This window comes from Arthrobacter sp. SLBN-100 (assembly GCF_006715305.1).
GTDB lineage: Bacteria > Actinomycetota > Actinomycetes > Actinomycetales > Micrococcaceae > Arthrobacter.
On record NZ_VFMY01000001.1, the window covers coordinates 605,274 to 625,735 of the forward strand.

Annotated in this window: 21 protein-coding genes; 10 read left to right on the forward strand and 11 right to left on the reverse strand. The window is 64.2% G+C overall.

From position 1 onward, the window contains the following. Window positions 1-65: 65 nt before the first annotated feature. Both FBY31_RS02680 and FBY31_RS02685 read right to left on the reverse strand, forming a co-directional pair. Complete coding sequence (locus FBY31_RS02680; RefSeq protein ID WP_142036568.1) at window positions 66-2,174, reverse strand: acyl-CoA dehydrogenase family protein; 2,109 nt, start codon at window positions 2,172-2,174, stop codon at window positions 66-68. A gap of 92 nt (window positions 2,175-2,266) precedes the next feature. Beyond that, window positions 2,267-3,019, reverse strand: coding sequence for a TetR/AcrR family transcriptional regulator (locus FBY31_RS02685; protein WP_142036571.1), 753 nt, complete (start codon window positions 3,017-3,019; stop codon window positions 2,267-2,269). On the opposite strand from FBY31_RS02685, the gene FBY31_RS02690 reads away from it, so the two are divergent. From FBY31_RS02690 to FBY31_RS02700, 3 genes are read left to right on the forward strand one after another with little or no spacing between them, the layout of a single operon-like run. Continuing rightward, window positions 3,018-4,379 (forward strand): acetyl-CoA C-acetyltransferase, encoded by a 1,362-nt coding sequence (locus FBY31_RS02690; protein WP_142036574.1) that lies wholly within the window; start codon window positions 3,018-3,020, stop codon window positions 4,377-4,379. The two genes, FBY31_RS02685 and FBY31_RS02690, sit on opposite strands and share 2 nt — an antisense overlap. A gap of 9 nt (window positions 4,380-4,388) precedes the next feature. Beyond that, entirely contained in the window at window positions 4,389-5,729 is a 1,341-nt protein-coding gene (locus FBY31_RS02695) for a 3-oxoacyl-ACP reductase (RefSeq protein WP_142036577.1), read from the forward strand. After that, window positions 5,726-6,637 carry a MaoC family dehydratase gene (locus FBY31_RS02700; RefSeq protein WP_142036579.1) on the forward strand — a complete coding sequence of 304 codons (912 nt, stop codon included), beginning with the start codon at window positions 5,726-5,728 and terminating at the stop codon, window positions 6,635-6,637. Before FBY31_RS02695 ends, FBY31_RS02700 begins: the two co-directional genes overlap by 4 nt. Before the next feature lie 9 nt (window positions 6,638-6,646). Here the strand turns inward: FBY31_RS02700 and FBY31_RS02705 are convergent, their stop codons facing one another. From FBY31_RS02705 to FBY31_RS02720, 4 genes are all read right to left on the reverse strand, one after another. Next, window positions 6,647-7,795 carry an FUSC family protein gene (locus tag FBY31_RS02705; protein ID WP_442858158.1) on the reverse strand — a complete coding sequence of 383 codons (1,149 nt, stop codon included), beginning with the start codon at window positions 7,793-7,795 and terminating at the stop codon, window positions 6,647-6,649. Between the two features lie 75 nt (window positions 7,796-7,870). Continuing rightward, the gene (locus tag FBY31_RS02710) at window positions 7,871-8,980 is read right to left on the reverse strand and encodes a serine hydrolase domain-containing protein (RefSeq protein WP_142036582.1); all 1,110 of its coding nucleotides are present in this window, start codon (window positions 8,978-8,980) and stop codon (window positions 7,871-7,873) included. A gap of 31 nt (window positions 8,981-9,011) precedes the next feature. Continuing rightward, a complete protein-coding gene (locus tag FBY31_RS02715; RefSeq protein WP_142036584.1) occupies window positions 9,012-10,103 on the reverse strand; it encodes a glutathione S-transferase family protein in 1,092 nt (363 codons plus the stop codon). 18 nt (window positions 10,104-10,121) lie between these two features. Next, complete coding sequence (locus FBY31_RS02720) at window positions 10,122-10,853, reverse strand: M50 family metallopeptidase (protein ID WP_142036587.1); 732 nt, start codon at window positions 10,851-10,853, stop codon at window positions 10,122-10,124. A 139-nt stretch (window positions 10,854-10,992) separates the two neighbouring features. Here FBY31_RS02720 and FBY31_RS02725 point away from each other — a divergent pair, with 139 nt between their 5' ends. Next, window positions 10,993-11,457, forward strand: a complete 465-nt coding sequence (locus FBY31_RS02725; protein WP_142036590.1) for a GatB/YqeY domain-containing protein — start codon at window positions 10,993-10,995, stop codon at window positions 11,455-11,457. 86 nt (window positions 11,458-11,543) lie between these two features. Here the strand turns inward: FBY31_RS02725 and FBY31_RS02730 are convergent, their stop codons facing one another. Continuing rightward, window positions 11,544-11,846 (reverse strand): DUF4193 domain-containing protein, encoded by a 303-nt coding sequence (locus tag FBY31_RS02730; RefSeq protein ID WP_066275770.1) that lies wholly within the window; start codon window positions 11,844-11,846, stop codon window positions 11,544-11,546. A 208-nt stretch (window positions 11,847-12,054) separates the two neighbouring features. Between FBY31_RS02730 and FBY31_RS02735 the strand changes: the two genes are divergently transcribed. From FBY31_RS02735 to FBY31_RS02745, 3 genes are all read left to right on the forward strand, one after another. Further along, window positions 12,055-13,197, forward strand: a complete 1,143-nt coding sequence (locus FBY31_RS02735) for a glycosyltransferase family 9 protein (RefSeq protein WP_142036594.1) — start codon at window positions 12,055-12,057, stop codon at window positions 13,195-13,197. Continuing rightward, window positions 13,194-14,165, forward strand: coding sequence for a glycosyltransferase family 9 protein (locus FBY31_RS02740; RefSeq protein WP_142036597.1), 972 nt, complete (start codon window positions 13,194-13,196; stop codon window positions 14,163-14,165). The genes FBY31_RS02735 and FBY31_RS02740 overlap by 4 nt, the downstream gene beginning before the upstream one ends. A 63-nt stretch (window positions 14,166-14,228) precedes the next feature. Continuing rightward, the gene (locus tag FBY31_RS02745; RefSeq protein WP_142036600.1) at window positions 14,229-14,441 is read left to right on the forward strand and encodes a hypothetical protein; all 213 of its coding nucleotides are present in this window, start codon (window positions 14,229-14,231) and stop codon (window positions 14,439-14,441) included. 37 nt (window positions 14,442-14,478) lie between these two features. Here FBY31_RS02745 and FBY31_RS02750 read toward each other — a convergent pair whose 3' ends face one another. Continuing rightward, window positions 14,479-15,171, reverse strand: coding sequence for an SGNH/GDSL hydrolase family protein (locus FBY31_RS02750; protein WP_142036602.1), 693 nt, complete (start codon window positions 15,169-15,171; stop codon window positions 14,479-14,481). Between FBY31_RS02750 and FBY31_RS23755 the strand changes: the two genes are divergently transcribed. Both FBY31_RS23755 and FBY31_RS02760 read left to right on the forward strand, forming a co-directional pair. Next, complete coding sequence (locus FBY31_RS23755; protein ID WP_142036605.1) at window positions 15,162-15,638, forward strand: hypothetical protein; 477 nt, start codon at window positions 15,162-15,164, stop codon at window positions 15,636-15,638. The genes FBY31_RS02750 and FBY31_RS23755 overlap by 10 nt on opposite strands. A 349-nt stretch (window positions 15,639-15,987) precedes the next feature. Further along, complete coding sequence (locus FBY31_RS02760; protein WP_142036608.1) at window positions 15,988-16,404, forward strand: CBS domain-containing protein; 417 nt, start codon at window positions 15,988-15,990, stop codon at window positions 16,402-16,404. Between the two features lie 76 nt (window positions 16,405-16,480). On the opposite strand, the gene ltrA is transcribed toward FBY31_RS02760, so the two are convergent. Further along, entirely contained in the window at window positions 16,481-17,857 is a 1,377-nt protein-coding gene (gene ltrA, locus FBY31_RS02765; protein WP_200833292.1) for a group II intron reverse transcriptase/maturase, read from the reverse strand. 828 nt (window positions 17,858-18,685) lie between these two features. Between ltrA and FBY31_RS02770 the strand changes: the two genes are divergently transcribed. After that, window positions 18,686-18,958: a hypothetical protein gene (locus tag FBY31_RS02770; protein ID WP_142036613.1), complete on the forward strand. Its 273-nt coding sequence runs from the start codon at window positions 18,686-18,688 to the stop codon at window positions 18,956-18,958. 120 nt (window positions 18,959-19,078) lie between these two features. Here the strand turns inward: FBY31_RS02770 and FBY31_RS02775 are convergent, their stop codons facing one another. Next, window positions 19,079-19,771 carry a hypothetical protein gene (locus FBY31_RS02775; RefSeq protein ID WP_142036616.1) on the reverse strand — a complete coding sequence of 231 codons (693 nt, stop codon included), beginning with the start codon at window positions 19,769-19,771 and terminating at the stop codon, window positions 19,079-19,081. A 316-nt stretch (window positions 19,772-20,087) separates the two neighbouring features. Next, window positions 20,088-20,366, reverse strand: coding sequence for a hypothetical protein (locus FBY31_RS02780; RefSeq protein ID WP_142036619.1), 279 nt, complete (start codon window positions 20,364-20,366; stop codon window positions 20,088-20,090). Window positions 20,367-20,462: the final 96 nt, after the last annotated feature.

Below are 20,462 nucleotides of genomic sequence, written 5' to 3' on the forward strand. Positions count from 1 at the left end.
CGACGGCGCCGCCCACCCCGCAAGGTGGGCGGCGCCGTCGTCGTTTATTGCCGTTGGGGGGACGCTTAACCGCGGTTCCCGGCGCTCCGCGCCAGCAGGAGCTTCTCCTCCACAGATGCCTTGCCGCTCGCCCGCTGGCTACGGAAGTAGGCGCGCGCCTCGTCCTGCCGTTCCTTCTCGGCGCCGGTGGCGATGGCTGCCCGCACGTGGTCTTCTCCGTATCCGAAGGCGTCCACGAGGTCCAGGGCATGCGGGCGGATTTTCACCAGCAGCCTGTTGATGTACTCGCCCACCGTCCGGCCCCGCTGCATTGAGAGGCGGCCGTTCATGAGGTACCAGGACAGGTTCGTTTCGATCAGGGACAGGCCGAACAGGTCCCGCAACCAGGTCAGCACGGTTTTGGTGCCAGGGTCCGTAACATCGCCCAGCGCGTCCGTGAAAGCCTCCCACTGAAGCAGCTCGGCGTGCGCCTGGGCTGCCTCGATCAGTTCGTTCTGGTGCCCGTTGAACAGGGCTGCGCCCTGTTCCTGCGACAACCGCCCCGTGCCCTTGAGCGCTGTTGCGGCCTCAGCCACCATGGTCTGCACCCGGTCGGTGAGCAGCGCGCGCTGGCCTTCCTCGTCACGGAGGGCGATCGCGGCCTTCTGCACTGAACCGGTGTCAGCGACGAACTGGGCCACTTGGCGCAGGCCGGTGCGGTGGATGGCCGCCCCGGTGGCCTGGCCCACCACGTAACGGGCCAGCACGCCGAAGTCCACGGTGCGGAATTCCTTGGCGTAGTCCGCCAGGAGCCGTTTGGCCACGAGCTGCAGCAGCACGGTGTTGTCGCCTTCGAAGGTGGCGTACACGTCCAGGTCCGCCCTCAACGAGGCGAAGCGGTTCTCGATCAGGAAGCCGGCGCCGCCGCAGGCCTCCCGGCATTCCTGCAGGGTGTCCAGGGCATGCCAGGTGCTGAGCGGCTTCAGCGCGGCAGCGAGGGTTTCCAGGTCCTGGCGGTCTACGTCGGTGTCGTGGGCGCCGGAGAAGACGTCGTCGAACTTCTGCAGAAGCTGCTCGTGGGCAAAACCCGCCGCGTAGGTGGTGGCCAGCCTGGTGAACAGGCGTTTCTGGTGGCGCTGGTAGTCGAGCAGCACCTCCTCTTCCGTATGGGAGGAGGCATTGAACTGACGGCGCTCGGTGGCGTACTGGATGCCCGCCTTCAGGGCGACCTTGGAGGCTGCCACGGCAGCACCATCGAGGGACACGCGGCCCTGCACCAGGGTTCCCAGCATGGTGAAGAAGCGCCGGCCGGGGCTGGCGATAGGGGAGCTGTAGGTCCCGGCCGCGTCGACGTTGCCGTAGCGGTTCAGCAGGTTGGTCCGCGGGATTCGCACGTTGGTGAAGTGCAGCCGGCCGTTATCTATCCCGTTGAGCCCGCCTTTGATGCCGTCGTCCTCGCCGCCGATGCCGGGCAGGAACTCCCCTGTGACCGGGTCCCGGAGGTCCACATAGAACGCATGGACCCCATGGTTGACGTCCCGGGTCACCAGCTGGGCGAACACTACGGCGCCCAGGCCGTCGATGGCGGCGTTGCCGATGTAGTCTTTCCACGCTGCGCGGAACGGCGTGTGCACCACGAATTCGCCGGCGGCGGGATCGTAAGTAGCGGTCGTGGCGATGCTGGCCACGTCGGAACCGTGTCCGGTCTCGGTCATCGCAAAGCAGCCGGGGATTTCAAGGCTCATGATGCCGGGGAGCCACTTCGCATGGTGCTCAGCAGTGCCGAGATGCATCACGGCGGAACCGAAGAGCCCCCACTGCACACCTGCCTTGATCTGCAGAGAAGGATCCGCCACTACCAGTTCCTCAAAACCAGCGATGTTTCCGCCATGGTCATCGGAACCACCCAGCGACTCCGGGAAGGCGCGGTGGACCGCTTCGTTCTCCACCAGGTACTTCAGCTGCCCGGACACCCTGGCGCGGTGCTCGGTATGAGTGAGCCCCTCGACCTTATGCAGCTCGGGGCGTGCTGCAAGGGCCCGGGCCTGGCGCCGGGCTGCTGCCCACTTGCCCAGGAGCTGTTCACCCAGCGCGTCGACGTCGACGGCGGGATGTGCTGCAGCTGCTCCGGAGGCAGCTGCCGTTGTGGCGGGGCGCTGCCTTCTTCTTGCGGGGCGATCCACTAGTTCAGTCATGTCATAGTCCTTCGTTGGTGCTGACAGGCGGGTATGGTTCTGCGGCTCGTAGGAGCCGCTGGGGGCAATGGCGAGGGGTCGGCAATGGATTGTTATGTCCGGGTGGACGGGGACAGCTCGGGGGCGACGCCGATGCAGAGCCAGTCGGTGATCTGCCGCGCCATCGCTTCCTGCCCGGGCTTGGCAGGGGAGGCGGGGGTGCTGAGCCATTGCTCGCCCGCGTTCCGGACCATGCCGATGGCCGCTTTGGGCCAGTAGCCGATAACCGCTTCCTTGCCGTCGCCCAGGTGGGAGCGCATGGGCGTGGCGATCATTTCGGCGACGGCGTCAAAGAAGTGGCCCAGGGCGGCGGACCCTGCTCCCGGGTCCTGGGTACTGTCCATGTCGGCGGTGTGGCGGGTGACAAAGGTGTAGACGTTGGGACTGGTGCTGGCCATCTGCAGGTAGGCGGTGACCATGGCCAGGAGCCCTTCACGGGGAGTGTCCGCACTCTGGGCGGCCTCCCGGATCCGGCGCTGCATCTGGCCGAGGACAACCTCACCCACTGCTTGCTGGAGTCCTGCCTTATCCCCGAAATAACGGTAGAACACGGACTTTGACGTACCGGCGGCAGCCGCAATGTCCTCCATCGACGCGTCACTGCCCAGTGCGTGCACGGCCCGGCGGGCTGCCTTGATCAGCTCCCGGCGGCGTTCCTCCCGGTGGCTCTGCCAACGTGAAGAGCGGCCGTCAGCGCCGGCAGCAGCGGGCGCAGGTGAGGAGCCGGTTTGCTGGATGTTCACGATACCCAGCGTATCAGGTACGCTGGGTATCGGTAACCGCACGTGACCCGAGGAGATATCCATGTCCATTGACGGACAGACCACTACCGGACCCGAACCTGCCACTCCTGCCGCAGCCTCCGACCCGGGGCTCCGCAGGGCAATCATCGTCGGCGGCAACAGGATTCCGTTCGCCCGGGCCGGCGGGGCGTATGCCAAGTCCTCAAACCAGGACATGCTGACGGCGGCGCTGGATGGGCTGATAGCGCGCTTTGGCCTGCAGGACGAGCGGATTGGGGAAGTGGCCGGGGGCGCCGTACTGAAGCACTCCCGGGACTTCAACCTCACCCGGGAAGCAGTCCTGGGCTCGGCCTTGTCACCCGAGACACCCGCTTATGACCTCCAGCAGGCCTGCGCCACCGGACTTGAGACCGTCGTGGGCCTGTCCAACAAGATCAAGCTGGGCCAGATCGACTCGGGAATCGCAGGCGGTGTTGACTCCGCATCGGACGCACCCGTGGTGGTCAGCGAAGGGCTTCGCGAAGTCATCCTCGACCTCAACCGGGCCCGGAGCCTTCCCCAGCGCCTGCAGATCCTCAGCCGCCTGCGGCCTAAAGACCTTGCCCCGTTGGCCCCCGGAACGTCCGAGCCCCGGACAGGCCTTTCCATGGGGGAGCACCAGGCGCTCACCACCTCGCAGTGGAAGGTCCCCCGGGAGGCGCAGGATGAACTGGCACGCAACAGCCACCGGAACCTCGCAGCGGCCTACGACACCGGGTTCTTCGATGACCTCCTCACTCCTTACCGGGGCCTGACCCGTGACGGGAACCTGCGTGCCGACACATCACTGGACAAGCTCGCAGGGCTGAAGCCTGTCTTCGGGAAGAACCTCGGGGCGGATGCGACCATGACGGCGGGCAACTCCACTCCGCTGACCGACGGAGCCTCCACTGTCCTGCTGGCCTCGGACGAGTGGGCCGACGCCCGGGACCTGCCCAAACTGGCTGCCGTGGTGGACGCTGAAGCTGCCGCTGTGGACTTTGTGCACGGGAAGGACGGCTTGCTGATGGCACCGGTCTTCGCCGTCCCCAGGCTGCTCGCCCGGCAGGGGCTCACCCTGGCGGACATTGACTTCTTCGAGATCCATGAAGCCTTCGCGTCCACGGTCCTGAGCATGCTGGCCGCATGGGAGGACGAAGACTTCGGGCGGACAAGGCTGGGCCTGGAAGGCGCTTTCGGAACCATTGACCGGTCCAGGCTGAACGTTAACGGGTCCTCCCTCGCTGCCGGCCATCCCTTCGCTGCAACAGGTGGCCGGATCGTCGCGTCGCTTGCCAAGACGCTGCACGCCAAGGCCAGTACGGAGGGCCGTCCCGCAAGGGGCCTGGTCTCGGTCTGCGCAGCCGGCGGCCTGGGCGTCGCCGCGATTCTGGAATCAGTGTAGGGGGCCCTGATGACTGACAAGTATGCACAACTCGTCAACCACGGCCTGGGCAGGAATGTCGCCAGGAAGCTTGGGCTGCCCCAGCCGGCGGTCCTGCGCCGGTACCAGCCGGGCCAGCCGCCGATCAGCGGGCCCCTTGTGGTCCAGGGAGACACGGCCGGCGCCGACAGCCTGGCAGCCGAGCTGCTGTCCTGGGGCCTCGATGTCAGGAGACATGCCGTTCCGCGGGAGAAGCTCGGCGCTATAATCCTGGTACTGGACGAAGTGGCACGCCCCGAAGACCTGGCGAAGCCCATCCTTGCCGCCGCGGCTTCCCTTCGGGACCTCGGCCCCGGAGGCCGGATCATCACCCTTTCCAAGCCGGCCTCCGACGCTTCCTCACCGGCCCAGGCTGCCGCCCGGCAGGGGGTGGACGGGTTCCTGCGCTCCCTGGCCAAGGAACTGCGCGCCGGCGCCACCGGCAACGGTGTGCTCCTGGCACCGGGGGTGGGGGCAACAAGCCCCAGCACGCTGGGGGCGGTCCGGTTCTTCCTCTCCGGCCGGTCCGCCTTTGTGGACGGCCAGTTCGTGACGGTATCGACGACGGCAGGCGAACTTCCCCAGGACGTCGGGCAACCCCTGGCGGGAAGGGTTGCCGTCGTCACCGGAGCAGCGCGGGGTATCGGTGCTGCCATCGCCAGGACCCTGCACCGCGACGGCGCCGCACTGGTGCTGGTGGATATCCCCGCGGCCGGGGACCACCTGGCCGAGGTCGCCAACGAGGTCAAAGGCACTGCCCTCCAGCTGGACATCAGCAGGGAGGACGCCGGACAACGGATCCTCGAGCACACCGCGCAGCGGCACGGGCACCTCGACATCATGGTCCACAACGCCGGAATTACCAGGGACAAACTCCTGGCCAACATGGACCAGTCCCGCTGGAGTTCGGTCATCGATATCAACATTGCCGCGCAGCTCCGGATCAACGAAGCCCTGCTCGCGTCGGAACACTTCCGCTCGTCTCCCCGGATAGTCTCCGTCGCTTCCACCAGCGGCATTGCGGGCAACCGCGGCCAGACAAACTATGCGGCTTCCAAGGGAGGCGTGATGGGAATGGTCCGGGCCACCGCGCCGTTGATCGCTGCCCTTGGGGGATCCGTCAATGCCGTGGCACCGGGCTTCATCGAAACCGAGATGACGGCCCGGATACCCTTTGCCCTGCGGGAGGTGGGCCGCCGCCTGAACTCGCTGCAGCAGGGCGGGCAGCCAACCGACGTCGCGGAAACCATCGCTTTCCTGGCCAGTGACGCCGCCGGCGGTATCAACGGCGAGGTGCTGCGGGTCTGCGGACAGAACCTGGTGGGGGCATGATCCCAGCGCAGCCGGTCATCCTGGGGGAGATGCCGTCGCTTTCCAAGCTGTACATCAATGCGGCAGCCCAGGCGGCACGCAGGCGGCTGCTGGGTACCCATGATGGTTCCGCCCTGCCGGCTGAGAGCCACGAGGTCCGCGGGGTGAGCGTGGACGTCGGGAACCTGACGGCCTACCAGCACCTCATCGGTGAAACCGCCAGTGACGTCCTGCCGGCCGGTTTCATCCACGCCCTCTCGTTTCCCCTGGCCATGAGCGTGATGAACAGGGACGACTTTCCACTTCCCCTGCTCGGCATGATCCACCTCCGAAACAGCGTGGAACATCGGTCTCCGGTGCTTTTCACGGACGCCCTGGACATTACGGCCCACGTGGAAAACCTGCGCGGACACCGTGGGGGTACCCAAGTGGACGTGGTCAGCGAAGTGCGCCGGACCGGGTCAGCGGACACCTGCTGGCGTGGTGTCTCCACCTATCTCGCGAAGGGGGTCTTCCTGCCGGGAATCGACAAACCCTCGCCCGCGCCCGTGCGTGCCGACTTCAAGGCCCCCAATCCCACGGCACTGTGGCAGCTTGGGGTTGATACCGGCAGGGCGTACGCAGCGGTGTCCGGCGACTTCAACCCCATCCACCTCAGTGTGCTTTCAGCGAAGGCATTGGGCATGCGGCGCTCAATCGCCCACGGAATGTACCTGGCCTCCCGGGCGCTCGCCGATGTCGGTGCTGTCCGCGGCGATTCTTTCACCTGGGATGTCGATTTTGAGGCGCCGGTGTTCCTGCCCTGCGGGGTTGCCCTGGATATCAGCAGCGCCCAGGGGACTTTCGGGGCGTGGGAGCGTTCCGACTTCGCAGCGTGGAGCCCCCGTTCGGGCCGCCGGCATTTCAGCGGCTCCGTTGCCGTGCTCTAGGCCTCCGTTTTACGACGGCGCGGCCTCAGTTCCCGGACGGACGGAACGCAGGATCCGGTGCAGGCTGAGAAGGATCGATTCGGATGCGGGGAGGACACCCTGGTCCAGCTCCCGTCGGTCCAGCTCCCGTCCCGCGGTGGACGCCATGCAGGAGTCCACCGCCGTCTCGGCGGCCTTGAAGCGCTCCGCCTGCTGTTGCGGATCGTCGTTACTGAAGGAGCGCAGCAGTTCACCGGTTGCCGTGATGGCGTCGGCGAGGGGAACGTTGTCCTGCAGCGGAACGGTGTAGGGCACGTCGCTTTCCCAGATCACGTCCGAGAGCACGTCCGTCATGTCCTGGACGTGGAACGTGACCCGTTCAAGTTGCCGGAGGTTGCGGTAGTCCAGGTCCATGTCGCGGGGGTGGAGCCGGCGCCGGGGGTTGGCCCTCCGGCTGGCGTCGGCCTCCTTGACGAGGTGCCGGACCGAGCGCGTGGCCGTTGCCAGCTCGTCCGAGCGGCGCGACCATTCGTCGTGCTCGGGCGGCCACTCTTCCTTCAGCGCGGTACCCATGTCTGTCAACTGCCTGCCCAGGGCGAGGCGGAGGTCATCAAGGCTTGCCGCTGCTGCTTTCAGGTGGAGCGGGGGAAAGACCAGGAAATTAACGGCGATGCCTACTGCGACGCCGGCAGCCATCTGCACCAGGTAGCCGAAGGAAAAGTCACCGGCATTGTTTCCGCCCACCAGCAGGACCAGCAGGGCCGCCGTCGGAATCCAATCACTGCCTGAACCGAGGCCCGGCAGGCCGCCCAGCAGCACCCCGATCCCCATAAAAACCGCCACCGTCAATGGTGACGGGTCCGCGATGTTGACCAGGACCACCGCGAGCCCGATGCCCACGGCCAGTCCGGTGAGGGCTTCCAGGCCCTGCCGAACGGAACCGGCCACGTTGTGGTACATCGCCACCAGGGCCCCCAGGGGCGCGTAGTAGGCGTAATGTGACGCGCTGCCGGGCATCAGCGGGGCGATGAAAAATGCCACCCCCGCGGCCAGTGCCGCTTTGGACGCCAACTGCAGGCGCTGTGCAGCGAACGCCGCGGACAGTTCCTCCACTGCCTGCTTTAAGAGTTGGGTTCCCCTGGCCCATCGGATATCCGGACGTGCTCGAGAATTGCCCATCCGCACTACACTAGGGGGCCTGCTCCGCAACCACAAAAGCGCAGGTCAAGCACGCAACCCGCCGGGCCGGCCCGTTCAGGAGAGGACAGCTGCCGAACGGCGCACGGCAGCAGCCAGCCGGTGCGCCTTTCCTGGCGTCCGGCCGTCCTCCGCACGCCGGGGAACGTAACCGAAACCGAGGCCGTAGGCGGGGTCGGCAAACCCGAGGGCGGCATTGGCGCCTTCGTGGCCGAAGGCGCGGTGGCTGCCGAAGTTCCGGGAAGGATGCGGCTTCATAAACACCACCGCGAAAGCGTTGTCGAGCCCGGACGAACGGTCCAGGCCCCACACCTGCTCCTGGGACATAAGCTCCTGTGTCTGCAGATTGAGGAAGGCTGCCTTACCGTCGGTCCCCGTGGTGGCCGCTGCATAAAGCCGGGCCAGTCCCTCCGCGGACCCCACCCCGCCGGCCGCCGACATGCCTGCGCGCCGGACGCTGCGGAGATTGGGCAGCTCCATAACGGTGCTGACGGGGGCGTTGCTGTTCAGGCCCTCGAGGCTGAGGGGATCGACCCAGGGCTCTTGGGGATCGGCGGTGTACAGGACGTCTCGGTAGCGGGGCTCCAGCTCCGCAGGCAGGCCAAGGAAGAAGTCGATGCCCAGCGCCGTCCGGATCCGCCGGTCGTAGATGCTTTGCAGCGATTCTCCGGCCGCGCGCCGGCACAATTCCTCCATGATGATCCCGATGGTCAGGGCGTGATAGCCGAACTGCCGGCCCGGATGCCAGGCGGGCCGCGCCGCCGCCAACCGGGCAGCAGCCTGCGCAGTAGTGAACTCTTCGAGGGCGAACCCGCCCTCCACTCCCATCAGTCCGGCCTGGTGGGACAACGCCTCCCGCACCAGGAGCCGGTCCTTGCCCTGGACTGCAAACTCCGGCCAATATTTGGCCACGGGGGCGTCGAGGTCCAGCAGACCGTCCTGCACCAGTAGTGCGATCACCATGGCCGCCACTCCCTTGGAGCAGGAGTATGCGCCCGTGATGGTTTGCGCGTCCATGTCCGGCCCGCCGGCCAGCCCCACCACCTGCGCCCCGTTCCGGTACACGGACAGCTGTGCACTGTACTGCGGGTCCACGGCCAGGAACGATTCGAACAGCTCCAGTACATTTTCGAAACCGGGCGCTACAAAGCCTTGAGAAGTCTGCATGCGGCCAGTCTAGGCGAGCAAACGCTTCCCTTCAGGAAGTCGCGCCGTGGCCCGGCGCAACTTCTTCACCGGCCTTTACCGGCCCCGGCGGGGTTCCCTCCCCGAAGGGCCGGCCGCCCAAGGACTCGCGCCCGTGAGGTTCCAGCCACCCGCCCAGGTCGGGGCCGGCAGGGACGATGCCGGTGGGATTGATGTCCTCATGCACGATGTAGTAGTGCTGTTTGATCTGCACGAAGTCGGTGGTGTCACCGAACCCGGGGGTCTGGAACAGGTCCCGGGCGTAGCCCCAGAGGGCCGGCATCTCGCTCAGTTTCTCGCGGTTGCATTTGAAGTGGCCGTGGTAGACGGCGTCGAACCGGGCCAGGGTGGTGAACAGCCGGACGTCGGCTTCCGTGATGGTGTCGCCTACCAGGTACCGCTGCCGGGAGAGGCGGTCTTCCAGCCAGTCCATGGCAGTCCAGAGCCGTTCGTAGGCCGAGTCATACGCTTCCTGCGAACCGGCAAAGCCGCAGCGGTAGACGCCGTTGTTAACCTCGGTAAACACCCGCTTGTTGACCTGGTCGATCTCCTCCCGAAGATGCTCAGGGTAAAGCCGGGGCGCGCCTGGCCGATGGAACTGGCTCCATTCGGTGGAAAAGTCGAGCGTGATCTGCGGGAAATTGTTGGTCACCACTTCGCCGGTGGCCACGTCGACAATCGCCGGAACGGTAATGCCCCGCGGGTAGCCCGGGAACCGCTTGAAATAGGCCTCCTGGAGGCGTTCGATACCCAGGACCGGATCCACTCCACCGGGATCCAGGTCAAAAGTCCAGGACCGGGCGTCGTGGGTAGGGCCGGGTTGGCCGAGGGAAATAGCGTCCTCCAGCCCCAGGAGGCGGCGGACAATCACGGTTCTATTGGCCCAGGGGCAGGCCCTTGCAGCAATGAGGCGGTAACGTCCGGCCTCGGCCGGCCAACCGGGCTCCCCGTTGAGACCCGGCCTGCCGTCGGAGGTAATCCGGTCCTCGATGTAGTTGGTGTCGCGGTTGAACTCCGCTCCGCCTGTTACGTAGGCGCCACGCGTGCTGTGTTCAGTGGGTTTGCCGCTGTCCGTCTGCTGGGTGCTTTCAGTTTCCTGGCTCATGAAACCACCCTATGCGCCCTACGGCAGGATTGCCGAGACAGGTTGCCAGGCGACCAGCCAGGACCCCGCCACAAGGACACTGAACAGGAGGATCCAGATCCCGGAAGGGACCGCCGTTGTCCGGTACAGCAAATAGGCATCGGACGTGGCCAGCCTGTCCCTCCTGCGCAGATGGACATGGGTGAGCTTGATGAGGTCCCGCACCGCGCCCACCAGGAGTACCAGGCCAAGAATGACGGCGGTATGGCCCAAGAACCCGGCAGGAACCAGGAGAATCAGCGCGATGCAGCCCAGGATCGCTCCAGTGGTGATGAGGAAACCTGCGGCGTTCCGGAGGAACACCAGCGTGGCGGCCAGGGCAACGGTACTGGCGGCAAGTGCGGCCGGCCCCCATCCATTGAAGCCACACCAGACAAACGCTGCACCAACAACAGCAGGTACGGGATAGCCCCAGAAGCAGGACCAGGCAGTGGCAAGCCTGCTCCGGCTGTAGGTGGTGGTAGCTCCGGAATGGTCAAACCTCAACCGGATTCCGGAGAGCCGCTGCCCGCTCGTTACAGCGGCGAAGGCATGTCCCAGTTCGTGAGTGGCGGTGGCGAGCAGGCCAACGTACTTCCAGGACCGGCGGGGGATGGACAACGCAATGGCTATGGACACCACCAGCAGCAGCTCCGTGGTGGTAATGGCCGGGATAGCTGTACGGGCGAACGCGTTAAGCAACGCGGTCCAGAGGTCGGTGGGAAGGCTCACGAGGTACGGTCCGGGGACGACAGGTGGTCTTTTTCGGGCATAAGCCCCTACGGTACTAGGGATGGCTGTACGCGGCCGGAGTACTCAGGCGCCGCCCAGCGAACAAGGGCTAACAGGAACCAAAGGAACAGAGGAAAACGTGTCGTCACTGAAAGAACGGCTGCAGGCCGATGTGGTCAGCCATATGAAGGAGCGCAACAAGACGGCGCTCACCACGGTCCGGAACGTCCTGGGTGAGATTGAGACCCGGGAGAAGTCGGGTAAGGCACCCGTGCAGCTCGATGACGCGCAGGTGACGTCCCTGCTGCAGAAGGAAGCCGCCAAGCGCCGCGACACGGCAGCCATCTACGCGGAGGCCGGCCAGCCGGACCGGGCGGCAGCGGAGATTGCTGAAGCGGAGGTGATCGAGTCTTACCTGCCGAAGCCGCTGTCCTTGCAGGAGGTGGAGGCGATTGTGGACGAGGTCGTCGCCGGGCTCCGTGCCGGGGGGCGCGAGCTGACGCCGCGGCAGATGGGTGAGGTGATGAAGCCCGTGACGGCGAAGGTTGCAGGGCGCTTCGACGGCAAGGAAGTCAGCCAGCTGGTGCGCCAAAAGCTCGCTTAAAGCGGAAAGGCACGTCCACCGGATGGCGGGCGTGCCTTTGCTCAGTTGGGGGGCGGCTGTATGCGCGCCCCGGCCTGACTTCCTGATTAGCCTTCGCACTCCGTGCAGTAGCTGTGGCCATCCTTCTGGCGCGCAATCTGCGAGCGGTGGCGGACCAGGAAGCAGGAGTAGCAGGTGAATTCGTCCTCGGCCTGCGGAATGACCTGCACCACGAGCTCCTCAGCGACAAACTCGCCGCCGGGTACGCCCGCGCCGTCGAGGCCGTCAGCTTCGTCCAGCTCCAGGACAACGCTGCGCGCGTCGGGAGCGTTGGCTGACTGGAGCTGCTCGAGGGAGTTGTCCTGCGATTCCTTGACGTCGGAACGCAGTTCATCATAATCGGTTGCCAATTTAGGTGCTTCTCTTTTCTTTGGTTCGTCTGTCGCGTATGAAACGTACAGCATCATCCGGGTATTCCCCAATAGCCGGAGTATATTGACTGCCGTTTGGGTAGAGGTTTAAGGAAGCGGCCTCAAGGTTCATCACCCTACTGTGGCTGTACGGGCAGGGAGGCCGCGGCGAACGCTGTGGTCTGACGCACTATTCGAAGGGGTATATGTGGAGCAGCTCACTGCGGAGTTCGGGGGCGCCGGGCGGGCCGGTACAGGCGTTGGTCCGGTTCTGGAAAAGTTCGGCTCAGTATCAAGGATAGTCGTCCTGCGCGGCGGGGGCCTCGGCGACCTGATTTTCGCCATTCCGGCCATTGCCGCATTGAAAGCGGCATATCCCGGGGCTTCCATTACCCTCCTGGGCACCCCGGCGCACAAGGCTTTGATCGCTGCGACGAAGAGTCCCGTGGACGAGGTTCAGGTCCTGCCGTTTTCCGAAGGTGTCCGGCCCGGGGCCGAAAGCCAGGATGAGCTGGAACGGTTCTTCGAGGAGATGCGGGCCCGCCGTTTTGATCTGGCGGTTCAGATTCATGGGGGCGGGCGGTATTCCAATCCCTTCCTGCTCCGGCTGGGTGCCCGGCATACGGTGGGCACCCGCACGCCTGACGCAGCGAGCCTCGAGCGGACGGTGCCGTACCTCTATTACCAGCATGAACCTCTGAGGGCCCTGGAGGTAGCCGGGTTCGCGGGTGCGTTCCCGGTTGATCTGGAGGCTCGGCTGGCGCCGGCGGAGGGACTGCGCCCCTTTGCCCGAATGGCCGACGACGACGGCCAGCCTTTGGTGGTGATGCATCCTGGCGCTACGGACCCACGTCGTCGTTGGCCGGTTGAGCGCTTCGCTGAACTTGCGCTGGCCTGCACCGCGGACGGCTTCCAGGTGGTGGTTGTAGGGGATGAGAGCGAGAAGGCGCTTGCCGGGCGGATCGTCGAACTGGCCGCCTCGGGCCAGGTACGTTCGTTGGCCGGTGAACTGGACATGGCAGGCTTGGTGGCACTGATCGCAGCCGCGGCGGTGGTGGTCGGAAATGACAGCGGCCCGCGCCATCTCGCCCAGGCCCTGGGGATTCCCACGGTCGGCATCTTCTGGGCCGGGAACGTTATCAATGCCGGCGCACTGGGCCGGAGCCTTCACCGGATTCACGCTTCCTGGGTGACTGCCTGCCCCACCTGCGGCATAGATGTCACCCAGGTGGGCTGGACGGCCCCGCGCTGCCCCCACGATGATTCAGTGGTGGCCGGCATTGCCGCGCGGGATGTCCACGAGGACGTCCGGAGCCTTGCGGCAACCGAACTGATCAGCCAGCAAGCATGAGCGCTACGGAAAGTGCGCCAGTGCGGGAAGTGGACGGGCTGCACGACGGGAAACCCGAGCTCCTGGTGCTTCGGGCCTTAAAGCTTGGGGACCTGCTCGTCGCGGTTCCGGCCCTGAAGGCCATCCGCCGGACATTCCCCGAGCACAGGCTGCGGTACGCGGCCCAGGGATGGTTGTCTGACGCGCTGGGCCTGGTGGGCGGTTATGAGCTTTTCCCCACCCACGGGCTTGATGAGCCGTTGGCCATGGAGCCCGGCGTGGTGGACGTGGCCGTGAACCTGCACGGCAGCGGGCCGGAGAGCCAGGGCCGGATCGAGGCGTTGCAGGCCAGGCAGACCATAGGGCACCGGAGCCAGTACCGGGACGGGCCGCCCTGGCGCGCGGAACTGCATGAACGGGAACGCTGGGTCCGGCTCCTGGAATGGCATGGCATCGAGGCCGACCCCCTGGATATCGGTCTGAACACACCCCACGTGCCGAGCCCCGTTCCCGGTGCCACTGTTTTGCACGTGGGCGCCGCCTACGGCAGCCGGCTCTGGCCGGCCGAGCGCTTCGCGGCAGTTGCCTCCACGCTCGCCTCGGCCGGGCACAACGTTGTTTTCACCGGTGGCAGCGGTGAACGCGAACGTGCCCTGGATGTTTGCCGACGGTCAGGCTTTGCAGAGGATCTGGTGCTGGCGGGGCAGTTGGGGCTGGCCGAGTTCGCAGCCACCATCGCAGCAGCGCGGCTTGTGATCTCCGCGGATACCGGAGCTGCGCACCTGGCCTCTGCGTACGGAACGCCATCGGTGGTGCTCTTTGGTCCGGCTCCACCTGAGATCTGGGGTCCGCCCCCGGGCCCGCACGCCGTCCTCACCCGCGCTGAGCTGCGGCGGGGGGACACCTTCGCCGACCAGCCGGATCCGGCGCTGCTGGCAATCACCGTGCAGGATGTTCTGGCTGCGGCGCGGGGGCTGGGCGTGTTGTAGAGCGAGCAAAGATCGGTCAGTCCAGGGCTCTCGCTTACGGCTCCGAAGTCCTAAAATAAAGCCATGGGCATTGAGTTGGAGATTGCCTTGGTGTTGACGATGGCGTTCCTCTGGGTTGTGGGCACCTTCGCTATCCTGTCCGGTATCGACCGGGCGGAGCGGAAGGCCCGGCGCCAGGAGCGGCGGGCCACCCGGATGGATAATCGGCGGGTGCAGTACCGGCCCGTCGCGGCTGGCTCCCGGCTGGCCGGACGCCGCAGGCATCCGCGGACGTGAAGCCTGCCCCGCAGCACTGATGGCAGGAGCGCCCCCTTTACCTCGCCCGACTTGGCGGGGTAACGGGTTCATGCCTTGACGCCCCCGCGACAACAATGGAATGAGGGCCGGCCGCGCCGGATCCTATCAGCGTGGCAATAGCCTTCGCCATCTTCCAGCCGCCCTGAGATGAAGGCTCGATCGGGTTCGCGTAGTCCCCATCTTCGCTGCAGATCAGCCGCAGGTCGATCAGCGGTGTACCGCTGGAAAAGGCTGCCCGCGTTATCGAATCGTTGAAAAGGGACAGAGCCGTCTTGATGACCTTGTGGTCCGGCTGCGAGGAGGGTGTGTCGTAGATGGTGCAGACCGCCGTCGGCAATCCCTGGGCCAGGACGGCGGACAGCATGGTGCGGTAGTCGGCGTCGAACCTCTCCCTCGCCCCGCCAAGCATAAGCAGTGCCTCGGCTACTGAGGCAGGCTGCTCCTGCAACAGCGGCGCGTAGCCGAGGGCGTCGTTTCCACCAACGCTGACCACCAGGTGGGTGGCGTCCGGGGGGAGGTCGCGGAGCTGGCGGGCGACGCCGGTGATGACATCCCCGTCGATGGCCAGGAGCGAACATTTCCAGCCCGGCAGTTCCTGGCGAAGCTGGCTGATGACGTCCGGGCCGCCGCCAACATAGGCCCTGTTATCGAAGATGGAATCGCCCAGCAGAACCACGTGGCCAAGGCTGGCCGCCGGAAATGCCTCCATCAGGACATATTGCACCATTGCGGCGACTGTGGACAGAGCCAGGGTGCAATCGGCAGCTCCACTCATTACGCACGACGTGCTGGGCCGCAGCCGGTCCACAGACGGACGCTGCACAAATCCAGCTGGCCCGAACCTTGATCCGGCAGTCCGCCTGCCGGTTTCACGAACAAGAATCCCTCCGCACCATCGATGCTGCGATTATTGACCGGCGCCACCACCTTCATCGGGCGCTTGAGCGTGAAATGGAAAAGGACAGAAAGCGAAATGGAGCCGGCACCTCCGCTGAGGAAACTGCCAGGGTGCTGCGGCGTTTTGTACGCCAGGTGCTGCACACGCCTGCGGTCCGTGCAAGAGAAATGGCTGCTGCGGGCCGGCATGACGAGTACACGGCCGCGCTGGAGACACTCTTTGGCATCAGCGTCAACGTTGCCCATTCCGCCGGTGTCCCAAATGCCGTTGGCTGGTAGGGACATTTCTAACCCCCTGGCCCGTAGCGCGAAGATACCCCTCACTTTCGCTCCGGCGCGGGACTGTCCGGACGAAGCACACCGATTTAGACTGGAGCATTCCGGGCAACCCCACTGCTTCCGGTCCGCGTTGAGGGCCATCCAGCAAGGATAGGAGGAAACCTATAGGAGAACCGGGACAAAGGCTGAATCCCTGTGGCAGGCAGGTCAGTGCGGACCTGTGGAAAGTCATGGCGTTCAGCGAACCAGGCGGCAAAGAAATCTGACGCAGGGCGACGAAATCGTAGGGAACCCCCCGCGGACCGGGGAACTTCTAACGCCCGCTCGGGCGCAATATAAGGAGAATGCCATGACCACTGCACGTGAAATTATGACCGGCGGCGTTGAATGCATCGGTGAAAATGAAACCCTGGAAGCAGCGGCGCGCAAGATGAAAGACCTGGACGTCGGTGCACTCCCGATCTGCGGGGAGGACAACCGGCTCAAGGGCATGATCACGGACCGGGACATCGTCATTAAATGCTTCGCGGAGGGTGGTGATCCCCGGACCGCAAAGGCGGGGGATTTTGGCCAGGGCAAGCCGGTCACCATCGGCGCGGACGATTCCATCGAAGAAGCGATCAGCACCATGCAGGAGCATCAGGTGCGTCGGCTTCCGGTCATTGACGGCCATGATCTGGTCGGCATCCTCACCCAGGCGGACATCGCGCGCAACTACCCGGAGGACAGAGTGGGGGAACTCGTCGAGCTCATTTCCTTCTACTGAGTGGACCTCATACCGCCAACTACAAACCGCATGGCTGGAGAATCGAGTAGGAGGGCCGGGTTTCCCGGCCCTCCTCTCACACCACCGTACGTGCGGGCCTCGCATACGGCGGTTCGCTAGGTCGTTGAAAACGGTCCCAAGCAGTGTGAAAGAGTAGGAAGCCTTCCTCCACCCAGTGTTGGTTGGGGAGGGCGCGTTGGAGAATGGGCGAGCCCGCGATCCGCCAGTAGGCGCGGCTGGTCATGCCCCATTGGTAGGCCAGATTAGGCCTGATCCCGAGCTTGCGCAGCTTTGCCACCCGTGTTCGCGGACGTTTCCATTCCTTCCACCGGATTTGGCGCATCCTTCGTCTGAACCACTCATCAAGGTCGGAGAACTTCCGCGGCGTCTGTGACAGCCGGAAGTAGCCCATCCATCCCCGGACATAGCGGTTCAGTTGCTGGATGCGGTCAGCCATGGAAATACTCCATTTGCGCGAGGTCAATTCCCTGATGCGGTCCTTCATGCGTTTGAACGCCTTCGGAGCGATCCGGATTTTCACCTCACCCTTGGCGAAGTAGAACCCGAAACCCAGCAATGTAGCTACACTTGCCGGATTAATCGTGGACTTCTGCCGGTTGACCCTCAATTTCAGGCCTGTTTCAAGCACTTTCGTTGCCCGATCCAGCACCCGTTCCGCGGCTCTCCTGGACTTCACAAAGACCCTGATGTCATCGGCATACCGCACGAAACGGTGCCCCCGGCCCCAGAACTCCTGATCAAAATCGTCCAGCATGATGTTCGACAGCAACGGCGACAAAGGCGACCCCTGCGGGGTCCCCTCCACCGTCGGTTGCCGCACCCCATCAGCCATGATCCCGGCTTCAAGATAGCGCCGAATCAACTTCAAGAGCCGCTTGTCTTTCACTTTCCGCGCAACCCTGGCCATCAGCACGTCGTGGTTCACCCGGTCAAAGAACGCATCCAGGTCAACCTCCACCACCCACCGATACCCCTGTGAAATCACCGTTCGGGCGACCTTCACAGCATCATGGGCGCTTCTGCCCGGCCGGAACCCATACGAGACCGGCACGAACCCCGGATCAAAGACCGGGGACGGGACTTGCGCGACTGCCTGCTGGATCAATCGATCCAGCACGGACGGTACTCCCAGTTTCCGTTCCCCGCCGTCAGGTTTGGGAATCATCACCTGACGAACCGGCAACGGAGCATAAGTACCCGCATCCAACGCTTCCCGCGTTTCTGTCCAATGTCCTAAACACCACGCACGAAGTTCGTCCGTGCGCAGCCCGTCAGCACCGGCAGCACCCCGGTTACGCTCAACACGTTTCAACGCGATCATCAGATTCTGCCGGGAAAACACTGCCTCCCACAGATCCGATGTATCCCTGATGTTCTCCCCGATACCCGCCGGGTCCTCACTACGCACAGACAGGGGCTCTCCCGGATTCACCGTTCGCTCCTTCACTCTCTGTCCCACCACTCCCGTGGGTTGGCTGCGATTCTTGTGGGAACACGCGAGAAGCACCGCTTCAAACCATCAATTCCCAGCGTTCAGCCCTTCCCGGCAATCACGCATGATTCCGCCGGTACTATGGCCTCGGCTGACTTCTGCCCCATCAGCAACGACCCTTAGAGCCGCACCGCTCCACCCGGTAAACCGGATGACGCACTGGGACAGATCTCCCCAGATAAGAACATTCACTTTCCCCCTGCCGCCGCCGCATTTACACACTGGCCGTTTCGGTGGAACGGGCTTCACCATTTGTGGCTGGCTTACCCCGACCAGCACGCCTTCTATGCGGTTCGTGTCCCTCGGTGCAGGGATTTGCCTCCGGCTTCCTTCCCACCCCATCTCACGATGACGCAGTTGCCCTTGGCTAGAAGTTAAACCACCTTCTCCTTCAGAGGACTTTCACCTCCAAGCAAATGCCCATGCTGGGCAACCACAAAGAAGCCCCGGAAAATCACTGATTTTCCGGGGCTTCCGTTTGTGCGCGGAGGGGGACTTGAACCCCCTTCACGGCGTGTCGTCAACTACAAGATCGCCTAGATTTCGGGCTTTTTGTTACTGCTTGTTCCAGTAAACAATCCTGGGAGCTCCCAGTTCCACCCACGTCACCCACGCGAAAAACCACCCACGCGGCGTCCCGCGACAGGTCCTTACAGATACTCGTAAAGACGCCTTGTTACCGAAACGTACACCCGTCGAAAAAGTTGAGGCATAGGGGTATCCGTAAGTAGGGAATATTCCTAGAATCACACGATGAGGGGCACGGCGATGACGGCCACGGAACACAGAAATGAACTGATAACACCAGATCAGCTTGCGGAGCGTCTTGGTGTTTCCTTGCGCATGGTGCGGGAGATGTACTATACGAACACTTGGCCGCATCTCCGGTTGAACAAACGAACCGTTCGTTTCACAGAGCATCACTACGAACAAATCCTTGAGCTCAGCGAGAAGAGGCCCGCTACTTTGGTCCGTAAAAGCACATCTGCACAGAAGGCATCCGAGCTGGCCGAACTGCTGAGCCAAAAGCGGCCGGCTTAAGGCATGCGCTTCGCTGCCCGTCTGCAGCCGAGAGCCGTCGCTGGGATTGGGCAAGACACCAAAGGCCACAAGAGTGCACCCAGGGCCGCCTGCAGGCGTCCAGCGCCGCTTCCTGAACTTCTACAAGGCTTGCTCGTCGAACGTCTCACCGATGATCGTGTCGATATTCGTTTCGCCCTCCATCAGCAGTTTGGCGAACCGATCTTCGTGATGGCGGTTGTGAGGGAAGAGCCCCGTTGGTGAAGCGGACAGCGGCGTTGGAGAACGCGTTCTTGGCTCCCAGCTTGATCCAGTCCGCGTCCCTCCAGTCGTTCGATGGCTTGGCCCAAGCTCCTTCTGATGATCGAGGCGCGGGCGGCGTTGGTGTCCACAGCAGTGGTCAGGACATCGAGGGTGTCGCCGTGGATGGGCTCGTGTACCGACCCGGCCCAGGTGCGGGTCTGCTGCCAGCCCTCGTTCAGCGATGCCCGACCAGGGCGCTTCGTCATCTTCGCCGCTACGGCCGGATTCGACGGTGTTCGTGATCTCGTCAGCCATGTCGTCATTCGAGAAGGACATCTTGCTGCCTCCCACATTGACGTGGGTTTCGAGCTTGCCGTCGATGTTGAAGTCGAAGGCCATTTCAGGTGTGCCTACGCTGGCGGGTAGCGGCGGGAGGTTGCCGAGATCCCTGTTGTGGAGGTCAACGCTGCCCTGGAAAGGCACAGAAACCGCGGGAGCTGAGCTGTTCAGGTCGAAGCCCGGCTCGGCGTGGGCGGTGGGGACGAACTGGCCGCCGCCGGGGATGCCTCGAGGCTGGCGTGAATACGTCATGACTTACCTGTGTGCGGCTGTTAGTGGTCCGGTCTAGCGGGCTATGGCGGGACTCTGTTGACATCACGGGACGGCGGGAGCATTCTTCAAACTTCCTCAGAGTTGCCGACAGCGGTTCCAATCGAAGTGAGGTATCAAGAACAACGTCATCGAGCGTGAAGTTCAAATCACCTTTACTTCCACTGGGCAGCAAAATAACCTGACGGCCAGCAGCATCTTTCTATTTGGAAACGCCCTCGTAGGACCCTTCGCTGGAGGTGCCAACCTCACAGTGAAGCTCGTCCCCGATCCACCCTTCCGGTTCAGTGTCGCCAGACTACACGTCATCCAACTCCAAACACGACAGTTCGACAACGACGGCTTCAAATGGCCGAATCAGTTTTCCCTCATGGTCGGCGAAACGACCAGCGATTTCATCAAGGTTCAGGTTGCTCGGACGGACACGCTTCAAAATGGCGCCGGGTGGGGGCAAAATCTCATGATCGACATCCTCATCGTCGACAATGGTGTCGAGCCCTTGGTCACCAGTGGCTGAAGAGGTAGAAGCCTGAGGCAGGTCAGGGAAATCATCGAATTTGACTTGCCGATCCTCCATCTCGTCTCAGAGTCTGGGCCCGGGCCGGCTGAGTCGCGGACCCTTGACCCTCATAGGCTCGTTCAGATCAACGGCTTGTCGCTCACTATGGAGAAC